Source organism: Corallococcus terminator, assembly GCF_003611635.1.
Classification (GTDB): domain Bacteria; phylum Myxococcota; class Myxococcia; order Myxococcales; family Myxococcaceae; genus Corallococcus; species Corallococcus terminator.
The window spans coordinates 1-10,139 of the sequence record NZ_RAVZ01000345.1; the positions used below are offsets into that span (position 1 = coordinate 1).

Sequence of the window (10,139 nt, forward strand, 5' to 3'; positions counted from 1 at the left end):
GGGGCTGGGGACGCGGCGGCTGCCGGACAGCATCCAGGAGGCGGTGCTGGTGCGGCTCGCCAGCGCGCCCCCGGAGCAGGTGGCGCTCTTGCGCAAGCTCGCGCCCGCGGGCCGCATGCTGGACCTGCCGCTGGTGCGCTCCCTGGCGGGGCTGCCGGAGGCGGAGCTGTTCGCGGTGCTGGACGGCATCGTGGAGCGGCAGTTCCTCCAGGACGTGGAGGGCCGGTACGTCTTCACGCACGACACCGTGCACCAGACCGTCTACGACAGCACGCCGGAGATGGATCGAAGGGGGCACCACGGCCTCGTGGCGCGGGCGCTCCAGGCGCAGCCCGCGGGGCGCGCCGGGCTGGTGCGCGCGGTGGGCTGGCACTACGCGCGCTCGGACGCGCCGGCGGAGGCCATCCAGCCGCTGCTAGAGGCGGGCAAGGCGGCCATCGAGGCGGAGGCGCTGCTGGAGGCCACGCTGCTTTTGAAGGAGGCGGCGGGGCTGTTGGAGTCCGCGCCGGACTTCCCGGGGCGCATGGAACAACTGCTGCGCACGTGGGTGTCGCTGGTGGAGGTGGGCTACTCCAGCGACCCTCCGACGTCGGTGGCGTACGGGGAGCGCCTCTTCGCGTATTGGGAGTCCACGGTGGACGTGGAGGCCGGACGTCGCGAGGCGGCCCAGCGGCTGGCGTCCGCGCGCACGGCCACGCCCGCGGAGCACGAGGAGTTGCTCTGTCCGCTGTTCCGCGAGGTGGCGGCGGGCGCGCGCATGACGCCGGTGGATGTCTTCTGGAAGCGCTCGGAGCTGCAAATCCTCCAGGGCATGTCGCTGGCCATCCTGGGGCGCACCCGGGAGATGGAGACGCTGCTGTCGAGCGCGGCCGCCGAGCACCCGGAGGACTCGCCCTACCTGGCGGGGCTGTCCATCGCCCGCGCGACGCTGAGCGCGTACACCGGCCGCTGGTCGGGCGGCGTGTCCGAGCAGCGCAAGCAGGTGCAGCGGCTGAGCGACTTCCGCGACGCGGTGGGACGTCCGCCCCGGCGGCTCGCGTGGGCGCTGGGCATGGGCGGCTACCTGCTCAACGTGAACCTGGCCCTGCGCGGCGAGCCGCTGGACGAGGACGTGCTGCGCGGCGGGCTCGCGGTGGCGGACGCCCACGGCTTCACCGACGTGCGCGCCTACCACCTCTTCGCGCAGGTGGCGCGCGCGGCCTTCACCGGCGACGGTGCCGCCTTCGCGCCGGCCCTGGCGCAGAAGGCGGAGCTCATCCGCAGGCTGGGCAGCCCCCGGCTGATGGAGCGCAACCTGGCCCTCTTCACGCCGCCGTACTACCTGGAGCGCGGCGAGCACGAACTCGTCGCCGCGGTGGTGGCGCGCGGCGAGGCCCTGGCACGGGTGCTGCCCCAGGACCGCTGGTTGCAGGCCCACGTGCAGGTGTACCAGGCGTGCCGCGACGTGCTCTTCGAGGACGCGGCCGCCGCGCGCGAGTCGCTGCCCCGCGCCCTGGAGGCCGCGCGCAAGGGCGGCCTGCGCATGGAGACGCTGGTGCACGTGTACCAGTCGCGCTTCGAACGGGACCAGGGCCGGCGGCCCGCCGCGCTCGCCGCCGCGCAGACGGCGCTGGAGCGCGCGTTGGATCCGGTGCTGGCCAACCCGTGGGATGAAATCCTCGCCCGCCGCGCGCTGGCGCCCCTGGTGCCCCAGGCGGAAGGGGACGCGCACCTGCGCCACGCGCTCATCCTGGCGGAGGCCACCGGCAACGTGCTCCAGATGGGGCTCGTGTACCTGCAACACGCGGAGCGGCACGGCACGCACGAAGAGGTGATGCTGGAGCTGGAGATCGCCGAGCGCGCCTTTGGCAACGCGAAGGCCACGCACCTCCAGTCGCTCGCCAGCTCCCTGCGTGGCCCGCTGTCGCGCCAGTTGGAAGAGCTGAAGCGGAGCGCCTGACAGCCAGCGTCCTGGGTAGGATGGCCCCATGGCCCCGTCCCCCCTGCGCTTCTGCCTGGACTACCTCTCACCGTATGCGTACCTCGCCTGGCTGCGCATGCCCGCCCTCGCGGCGCGGCACGGGCGCACGCTGGAGCCCGTGCCGGTGCTGCTCGCGGGGCTGCTCAATGCCGTGGGCTCCGTGGGGCCCGCGGAGATTCCGGCCAAGCGCATCTACGTCTTCAAGCAGACCTTCCGCATCGCGCATGAACAGGGCGCCCCGTTCACCCTGCCGCCCTCGCACCCGTTCAACCCGCTGCTGTCCCTGCGCGTGACGGCCGCGGTGGACGACGTGGAGGCCCGGACGAAGCTCGTCACCGCGCTCTACTCGGCGGCGTGGGGCGAGGGCCGGGGCATCGAGACGCCGGAGCAGGTGGGCGCGGTGCTGGATGCGGCCGGCTTCGACGCGAAGGCCCTGCTCGCCCGGGCGGCGACGCAGGAGGTGAAGGACCGCGTGCGCAAGAACACCGACGAGGCGCTGGCCCAGGGCACCTTCGGTGTGCCCTCCGTGCTGGTGGACGGGGAGATGTTCTGGGGCGTGGACTCGCTGGGACACCTGGAGCGCTACCTGGAGGGACGCGACCCGCTCACCCCCGAGGCGCTGGCGCGCTGGCAGCACCTGCCCTCCACCGCGTCGCGCCGCTGAACACCGAAGGCCCCCGGTCCATGAACGTCCTCGGTCAGTTGGGTTTCGTCGTCGGGAGCCTCGTGCTCGCGGGCGTGCTGCTGTCGCTCAACTTCTGGCGTGCGCTGCTCTTCCTCTTCCCTGGCAAGGTGGGCATCGAAACGGAGGCCCCCGCGGACCAGATGGACCTGCCGGAGGTGCTGGCCCCCCTCGCCGGCCAGCTCCAGGCGCTGGGCTTCACCCCCCTGGGCAGTCACGAGGAGAAGCCGCTGCTCCAGAAGGCCACCCGCTCCTACGACTGGGCCCACCCCGGCGAGCGCGTCTTCGCCACCCTGCACCTGGGCAGGGAGGAGAGGCCCCGGCTCTACCTGCTCACCCCCCTGGCCTCCGGGGGCTTTGTCATCACGGCCAGCTACCGGCGCCCGGCGCTGGACCTGCCCGACTACCGCTCCGGCTCCCTGGAGGACGCGTCCCCGGAGCGCCTGTTGCGCGCACATGTGCGCCGACTGGACGGGTTGGCCCTGTCGGAACCGGGCGCCTTCACCTGGGAGGGCCGGGTGCAGGCCGGGCGGGCCTGGTACCAGGGCCTTGGCCGCAAGGAAATCCGCCGGCAGAACCTCCAGGGATTGTTGTGGACGGCCATCGCGCTTGCCATCGTCGCGGGCGCCTTCCTGGGCGGGCGCGCGGGCTGAAGCCGCCCCGGTATTTTCCACCTCACGTCGCGCGTGCACCGCGCGCCCCGGAAGAGTAGGGAGACGAGCACCATGAAGAGCGTGTCCAAGAACGAGGAAATCTTCTTCCTGTCCGGCAAGCGCACCCCGTTTGGTACCTACGGTGGCAGCCTCAAGGACCTGAGCGCCACCGACCTGGCCGTGGAGTCCGCGAAGGCGGCCCTGGCCCAGGCGGGCGTGTCCCCGGAGCTGGTGGAGCATGTGGTGTACGGCAACGTCGTCCAGACGAGCTCGGACGCCATCTACCTGCCGCGCCACGTGGGCCTGCGCACGGGCGTGCCCGTGCCCGTGCCCGCGCTGGGCGTCAACCGGCTGTGCGGCTCCGGCTTCCAGGCGTTCGTCACCGCCGCGGAGATGATGCTGACGGGCGGCGCCGAGTGCGTGCTCGCGGGCGGCACCGAGTCCATGAGCCAGGCCCCCCACGTCATCCGGGGCGCCCGCTGGGGCCTCCCCCTGGGCAAGGGCGGCCTGGAGGACATGCTCTGGACGGCCCTGACGGACAGCTACACCGGGCAGGCCATGGCGCTCACCGCCGAGCAGCTCGCGGTGGACTACGGCCTCACCCAGGACGACGTGGACCAGTACGCCGTGCTCACCCAGAAGCGCTTCGCCGCCGCGCAGGAAGCCGGCCGCCTGGGGGATGAAATCGCCCCGGTGACGCTCAAGGGCAAGAAGGGCGACACAGTGGTGTCGAAGGACGAGCACAACCGTCCGGAGACCTCCGTGGAGTCCCTGCGCAAGCTGCCCAAGGTCTTCAAGAAGGACGGCGTCGTGCACGCGGGCGCCGCGAGCGGCATCTGCGACGGCGCGGGCTCCATGGTGATGGCGACGCGCGGGTTCGTGGAGAAGCACGGCCTGAAGCCGGTGGCGCGGCTCGTCAACTGGGGCGTGTCCGGCTGCGACCCGAAGATCATGGGCATTGGCCCCGCTCCGGCCATCCGGAATCTCCTGAAGCGCGCGGACGCGAAGCTGTCGGACGTGGACCTCTTCGAGGTCAACGAGGCCTTCGCGCCCCAGTACCTGGCGGTGGAGAAGGAGCTGGGCCTGCCACGCGACGCCACCAACGTCAACGGGGGCGCCATCGCCGTGGGCCACCCGCTGGGGGCCTCTGGGGCGCGCATCACCATGACGCTGGCCTACGAGCTCAAGCGTCGGGGCGCTCGCTATGGTATCGGCTCTGCCTGCATCGGTGGCGGCCAGGGCATCGCCGTGCTGGTCGAGGCGCTCTAGGCGCCTGCTGGGGACGGGGTACGGGGCAGACGACTTCCGGACGGGACGTGAGATGAGCAACGAGGTGGACGCGAAGACGGCCCGGGAGCGGGCCAAGGCCATCGCCGAGCAGCGCCGCGCCGAGCGCCGCAACCGCAAACGCCGCTGCGTGGTGTGTGGCGTGGAAGAAAGCGACAAGACGCCCCTGACGGCCCACCCCGAAGGCATCGGTCCCGCCTGCAAGGACGAGGTGACGTGTCAGGCCCGCCGCGCCGCCACGGGTCGCTGACAGGACAGGCCCTCGCCCCCCGCTGCCGGAGTGTTGGCGGGAGGACGGTGGCTTCAGCCACACCCCGGCGGCCCTGGGAGCGGACTCCCAGGGTCCACGCCGGGCCGGATTGTCGGGCCCGTTTCTTGATGGCGCCCGCGACTCGGGGTAAACGTTCGTAATCTCTGGTGACACGAGGGTTGGAATGGGCCTTATCAGCTTCACGGGCGTCAAGGTGTTCTCCACCACGCTCGCGCGCGATCGCGAGAACATGGGTGAGAACATCACCAAGTGGCTGAAGGAGAACTCCGGCGTGGACATCGTGGACAAGATCGTCACGCAGTCCTCGGACAAGGAGTTTCACTGTCTGACCATCACGCTCTTCTACCGCCACAAGGTCTGAGTCCCACGACGGGCGCGTGAAGGCGGATGGAGGTGAGGGCGCTTCTCCCTGGAGACATCAGGGTGGGGCGCCCTTCATCGTTTCTGCGATTGGGGTTGCGGACCGGGCGGTGTTCCACCACCTTTGGGCCTCTATGCGACCCATGCGGGGCTTCAACGGTGGCGGAGGCAGTGGCTTCGTCGGCCTGGAATCGATGGCGGCCAAGCTGGCGGTGGCGCTGGTGGCGTTCTCCGCCCTGTTCCTGGCGACACGCGGTGGGCAGGGCGCGCTGCTGCTGCTCAACCCCGCGGACGTGCTGCGAGGGCGCGTGTGGGAGCTGTTCACCTACGCGTTCATCGCGCCGGACCCGCTGGGCATCATCTTCGGCGGCATCATCATCTGGTCCATTGGCGGCTTCCTGGAGTCCACCTGGGGCTCGCGGCGCCTGCTGATGGCGTCGGTGGGCATCACGGTGTTCGCGGGCCTGCTCACGGTGCTGCTGGCGCTGGTGATGCCCATGGCGAGCGCCTACGCCGGCGGCTCGGTGATGACCACGGTGCTCTGGGTGGCGTACGGGCTCGTCATCGGCCGGGGGCAGGCGAACTTCTGGGGCATCCCGCTGACGGGCAACTGGTTCGCGGCCATTGGCGCGGGCTTCACCGTGCTGCGGCTGCTCACCGCGCCGTCCTGGCAGTTCCTGGCGCCGGAGCTCTTCAGCCTGGTGCTGGTGTTCGCCTACGTGCGCGGCGCGAGCCCCAAGCGGCTCATGCTCCACCTGCAGCACTGGCGGCTGCAGCGTCAGTTGCGCGACCGCTCCAAGCACCTGCGCGTGGTGGGCAAGGAGCAGCGCCCGCCGGACCGCGACCAGTTCCTCAACTGAAGTCATCTCGTTGAGTCGTGACACGGGCCTGCTGACGCGAAAGCGTTGGTGGGCCCGTTCGCTTTCGTGGCTAGTGCGCGGCCTCCGGGTGCCCGTACTGCTTGAGCTTGCGGTAGAGCGTGGCCACGCCGATGTCCAGTTGCTCCGCGGTGCGGGAGCGGTTGCCGCCGTTCTGGGCCAGCACCGCGAGGATGTACTCCTTCTCCATGTCCTCCAGGCGGCGCGGGCTGCCGGTGGGCACCATGCTGGGGGGCGCGGCGCGCACCTCCTCGGGCAGGTCCTCGCGCTCCACGCGCGGCCCCTCGCACAGCACCACCGCGCGTTCGATGGCGTTGCCCAATTCGCGCACGTTGCCCGGCCAGGGGTAGCGCAGGAGCTGATCCGCCGCGTCCGGAGACAGGCTGCTCACGCGCCGGCCCAGGCGCTCGCCGGCCTCGGCCAGCAGCATCCGGGCCAGGGGGAGGATGTCCTCCTTGCGCTCGCGCAGGGGCGGGATGCGCAGCTCGATGACGCGCAGCCGGTAGAAGAGGTCCTGGCGGAAGTGGCCCAGGCGCACCTCCTCGGTCAGCTCGCGGTTGGTGGCGGCCACCACGCGCACGTCCACCTTGCGGCTGAGGTTCTCACCCACGCGCCGCACCTCGCGCTCCTGGAGGACGCGCAAGAGCTTGGCCTGCATGGCGGGAGGGACTTCGCCCACCTCGTCCAGGAAGAGGGTGCCGCCGTGGGCCGCTTCGAAGAGGCCGGGCCGGTCGTGCGTGGCACCGGTGAAGGCGCCCTTGGCGTGGCCGAACAGCTCGCTTTCCAGCAGGCTCTCCGTCACGGCGGCGCAGTTGACGGCGATGAAGGCCTTGTGGGCGCGGCCGGACTCGTCGTGGATGAGCCGGGCGATTCGCTCCTTGCCCACGCCGCTCTCACCGGTGACGAGGATGGTGGTGTCCACCTTCGCCGAGCGCCGGGCCAGGTTGAGCACCTTCTGCATCGCGTCCGCTCTTGCCACCATGCCCGCCGGGTCCTCCGCCACGCCGGACACCCGCGCCAGCGACTGTCGCTTCGCGCGCAGCTTGCGCTCCGCCTGCCGCAAGGCCTCCGTCACCTGCCCGAGCACGCCCTCCATGCACTGCGTCTCATAGAAGCGCAGCACCTCCGCGCACTCGGTGCTCCACTCCTCCGCGGGCCGGCCGACAATCTGGCAGAGGGCGTCCCCCTTGCCGACGCACTTCATCTCCGCGCAATAGATGGGCTTGCCGTTGCAGTAGCTCAGGTATCCGGACGCGAACCCCGTGAGGCTCCAGCACACCGGTTGATCCGCCTGCCCCAGGTGGAGCAGGTGCTGCTCCGCTTCATACGAGTCGCGCCACTGCGCCTCGGCGAAGGGCTCCGGGCCGTCCTTCTCCGTCCGCTCGATGCGCTCCACGCGCACCTGGCCCATCAGCGTGTGCAGCCGTCCTCCAGCGCGGCGCCACTCGGCTTCGTCCGTCCACGGCACCGCCGTGCGCATCGCTTCCGCCGTGCGCCAGCCGTGCGCGTAGCCCAGCCGCGTGAAGATGCCGCGCGCCGCCGTCATCCCCATCATCCCGACGATTTCCGTGCGCAAGAGCCCCAGCGCCACCGGATCCATCAGCAGCGTCCGCTGCCCGGCGAAGTGGATGACGCCGCCCTTCGGCTCGAACGCCAGCAGCTCCCTGAGGTCCAGCCCTTCCAGCCCAGCCACGTTGACTCCCGAATCCATTCAGACTGAGGGGGTTCTCTATCATTCTGAGAGTATTTTCGCAGGGCTGGAATGTGAGGCCGTGTAATTCCAAGGGTTTGGCGTGTTTTCTGCGCTGGTCCTGGGGTTGCATTAGAAGTCGCCCACGATGGGTTCCGGGGTGGACAGACGCGAGGTGCTGCAGGGCGTGGCGGCCGCCGGGGTGGCGGGTGTGATGGGCAGTGGGCCCACGGTCGCCCGGCAGGTGGCACCGGCGCTCTTCGTGTCGCACGGCTCTCCGATGACGGCGCTGGACGCGGACGAGTACCCGCAGGCGCTCAAGCGTTTCGGTGAGGGCGTGGGCCCGGTGAAGGCCCTGGTGGTGGTGTCCGCGCACTGGGAGACGGACGCGCGCGTGCACGTCACGGCGATGGCCGCGCCGCCGCTCGTCTACGACTTCTATGGCTTCCCGGAGGAGATGTACCGGCTGCGCTACCCGGTGCCCGGCGCGCCGGACCTGTCCTCGGACGTGGTGGCGCGGCTGACGGCGGCGGGCGTCCCCGCGGTGGCGGAGACCGAGCGCGGCCTGGATCATGGCGTCTGGGTTCCGCTGCGGCATGCCTTCCCGGAGGCGCGCGTGCCCGTCATCCAGGTGGCGCTGCCGGCGGGTGCGTCACCCGCGGCGGTGGCGAAGATGGGCGAGGCTTTGCGCCCGCTGCGCGCGGACGGCGTGCTACTGATGGGCAGCGGCGGGGTGGTCCACAACCTGCGCCGGGTGAATTTCAGATCCAAGCTGGCGTCCGTGGAGCCATGGGCCGCCGAGTTCGATGCGTGGGTCGCCGGAAAACTTGCCGCACGTGATTTCGTCGGGCTTCAGTCGTGGAGGGACGCACCGAATGCGCAGGTCGCGCATCCATCTCCCGAGCACTGGTTGCCCATCTATTTCGTCCTCGGAGCCGCCCTCGCCGAGGACCGTCTCACCCCGGTGTTCGAGGGTTTCCATCACGGAACCTTGTCCATGCGCAGCTTCGCGCTGCGCGCCTGAACCTCGCAGTTCGCAGTACCCAGGAGTCCACACCATGAAGATGTCCCTGAAGTCCGCCATCGCCCTGATTGCCGTCGCCGCCCCCTCGTTCGCGTTCGCGACCACGTGGGAGCTGGACTCGTCGCACTCCAGCGCGCAGTTCGGCGTGAAGCACATGATGGTGTCCACCGTGCGTGGCGCCTTCAGCAACGTGAAGGGCACCATCAACATCGATGACAAGGACATCACCAAGTCCACCATCGAGACCACCATCGACGCGACCACCATCAACACCAACGAGCCCAAGCGCGACGAGCACCTGAAGAGCCCGGACTTCTTCGACACGGCGAAGTTCCCCACCATCACCTTCAAGTCGACGAAGGTCGCGAAGGCCGGCGCGAGCAAGCTGAAGGTCACGGGCGACCTGACGATGCACGGCGTGACGAAGTCCGTGGTGCTGGACGTGGACGGCCCGTCCGCAGAGGCGAAGGATCCGTGGGGCAACCTGCGCCGTGGCGCCACGGCGACCACGAAGATCAAGCGCAGCGACTTCGGCCTGACCTGGAACAAGGCGCTGGAGACGGGCGGCTTCGCGGTGGGCGACGAGGTCACCATCACGCTCGACCTGGAGGCCACGAAGAAGGCCGACGCGGCGGCGGCTCCGGCGGCCAAGGACACGAAGTAGTCATCGCTTCACCGGCCCTTCGGGGGCGGTGAAATGAGCAGAGGGGCCTCGGTGACGAGGCCCCTCTTTTTTTGTGCGCGAAGCCTGGGGGCGGGGGAGGCCCGCCCCGGGGTGTCCGCTAGCCTTCGGCGACGGCCTGCACGCTGGCGCGGTAGATGAAGATGCGCGCGGTGTTGGTGCGGTTGTCGGCAGGGATGACGAAGAAGCCCGGGGTGGGGCCCTTGAAGTCCTGGGAGAAGCCGGCGACCTGGCGCCCATCGTTGAAGGTGACGCGAATCTTGGAGCCCTCCGCCTGGGGCTGACGCGCGCCCGCGGCGAGCATGAAGAAGATGGCCTTCACGCGCTTGCCGGGGATGCGCTCGGGGGCGAAGCCGCTCTGCTGCTCCAGGGAGATGGTGTCCTCGAGCAGGTCCGCGTCGCGGATGGTGCCGCGCTTCACCTGGCCTTCGACGGTGTGGATGATGACGCGGTGTTCACCCTCCACGAAGGAGTGGGCGGAGCCCGCCAGCACGGCCGCGTGCGCATCGAAGAGGGCATCCTCGGTGGGGCGCAGGTGGTTGGCGGAGGCCGCGCCCATGGCCACCGGCGCGGCGGGGACCGCGCTCCGCGGGGACGCGCTCGCCGGGCTTGCGGAAGGCACGGCCCGGGCCGGAGCGAGTGACAGGGAGGG

General features: G+C 70.5%; 11 protein-coding genes. 9 read left to right on the plus strand and 2 right to left on the minus strand.

What is annotated here, in order from left to right; all coding sequences use genetic code 11:
* The 7 genes from D7V88_RS33955 to D7V88_RS33985 form a co-directional block, all read left to right on the plus strand.
* A partial coding sequence (locus tag D7V88_RS33955; RefSeq protein WP_504814711.1) for an ATP-binding protein occupies positions 1 to 1,939 on the plus strand: 1,939 nt, incomplete at its 5' end.
* A 28-nt stretch (positions 1,940 to 1,967) separates the two neighbouring features.
* Positions 1,968 to 2,624: a 2-hydroxychromene-2-carboxylate isomerase gene (locus D7V88_RS33960; RefSeq protein WP_120544770.1), complete on the plus strand. Its 657-nt coding sequence runs from the start codon at positions 1,968 to 1,970 to the stop codon at positions 2,622 to 2,624.
* 20 nt (positions 2,625 to 2,644) lie between these two features.
* Positions 2,645 to 3,295: a hypothetical protein gene (locus D7V88_RS33965; protein ID WP_120544771.1), complete on the plus strand. Its 651-nt coding sequence runs from the start codon at positions 2,645 to 2,647 to the stop codon at positions 3,293 to 3,295.
* Between the two features lie 72 nt (positions 3,296 to 3,367).
* Positions 3,368 to 4,564 carry an acetyl-CoA C-acetyltransferase gene (locus D7V88_RS33970; protein ID WP_120544772.1) on the plus strand — a complete coding sequence of 399 codons (1,197 nt, stop codon included), beginning with the start codon at positions 3,368 to 3,370 and terminating at the stop codon, positions 4,562 to 4,564.
* Positions 4,565 to 4,616: 52 nt separating this feature from the next.
* The gene (locus D7V88_RS33975) at positions 4,617 to 4,832 is read left to right on the plus strand and encodes a hypothetical protein (RefSeq protein WP_120544773.1); all 216 of its coding nucleotides are present in this window, start codon (positions 4,617 to 4,619) and stop codon (positions 4,830 to 4,832) included.
* A 184-nt stretch (positions 4,833 to 5,016) separates the two neighbouring features.
* A complete protein-coding gene (locus D7V88_RS33980) occupies positions 5,017 to 5,214 on the plus strand; it encodes a hypothetical protein (protein ID WP_120544774.1) in 198 nt (65 codons plus the stop codon).
* 133 nt (positions 5,215 to 5,347) lie between these two features.
* A complete protein-coding gene (locus tag D7V88_RS33985) occupies positions 5,348 to 6,073 on the plus strand; it encodes a DUF1751 domain-containing protein (protein WP_120544775.1) in 726 nt (241 codons plus the stop codon).
* Between the two features lie 70 nt (positions 6,074 to 6,143).
* On the opposite strand, the gene D7V88_RS33990 is transcribed toward D7V88_RS33985, so the two are convergent.
* Positions 6,144 to 7,784, minus strand: a complete 1,641-nt coding sequence (locus D7V88_RS33990) for a sigma-54-dependent Fis family transcriptional regulator (protein ID WP_120544778.1) — start codon at positions 7,782 to 7,784, stop codon at positions 6,144 to 6,146.
* 145 nt (positions 7,785 to 7,929) lie between these two features.
* Between D7V88_RS33990 and D7V88_RS33995 the strand changes: the two genes are divergently transcribed.
* Together D7V88_RS33995 and D7V88_RS34000 are read left to right on the plus strand one after the other, a co-directional pair.
* Entirely contained in the window at positions 7,930 to 8,805 is an 876-nt protein-coding gene (locus tag D7V88_RS33995) for a DODA-type extradiol aromatic ring-opening family dioxygenase (protein WP_120544776.1), read from the plus strand.
* A gap of 34 nt (positions 8,806 to 8,839) precedes the next feature.
* Entirely contained in the window at positions 8,840 to 9,469 is a 630-nt protein-coding gene (locus D7V88_RS34000; RefSeq protein ID WP_120544777.1) for a YceI family protein, read from the plus strand.
* Between the two features lie 118 nt (positions 9,470 to 9,587).
* On the opposite strand, the gene D7V88_RS34005 is transcribed toward D7V88_RS34000, so the two are convergent.
* A partial coding sequence (locus D7V88_RS34005; protein WP_443651637.1) for a DUF6982 domain-containing protein occupies positions 9,588 to 10,139 on the minus strand: 552 nt, incomplete at its 5' end.

Coding starts and splice junctions, on each gene's coding strand:
- D7V88_RS33980 (WP_120544774.1), top strand. CDS start 5,017: ATGGGCCTTATCAGCTTCACGGGCGTCAAGGTGTTCTCCACCACGCTC.
- D7V88_RS34000 (WP_120544777.1), top strand. CDS start 8,840: ATGAAGATGTCCCTGAAGTCCGCCATCGCCCTGATTGCCGTCGCCGCC.
- D7V88_RS33970 (WP_120544772.1), top strand. CDS start 3,368: ATGAAGAGCGTGTCCAAGAACGAGGAAATCTTCTTCCTGTCCGGCAAG.
- D7V88_RS33985 (WP_120544775.1), top strand. CDS start 5,348: ATGCGACCCATGCGGGGCTTCAACGGTGGCGGAGGCAGTGGCTTCGTC.
- D7V88_RS33995 (WP_120544776.1), top strand. CDS start 7,930: ATGGGTTCCGGGGTGGACAGACGCGAGGTGCTGCAGGGCGTGGCGGCC.
- D7V88_RS33975 (WP_120544773.1), top strand. CDS start 4,617: ATGAGCAACGAGGTGGACGCGAAGACGGCCCGGGAGCGGGCCAAGGCC.
- D7V88_RS33965 (WP_120544771.1), top strand. CDS start 2,645: ATGAACGTCCTCGGTCAGTTGGGTTTCGTCGTCGGGAGCCTCGTGCTC.
- D7V88_RS33960 (WP_120544770.1), top strand. CDS start 1,968: ATGGCCCCGTCCCCCCTGCGCTTCTGCCTGGACTACCTCTCACCGTAT.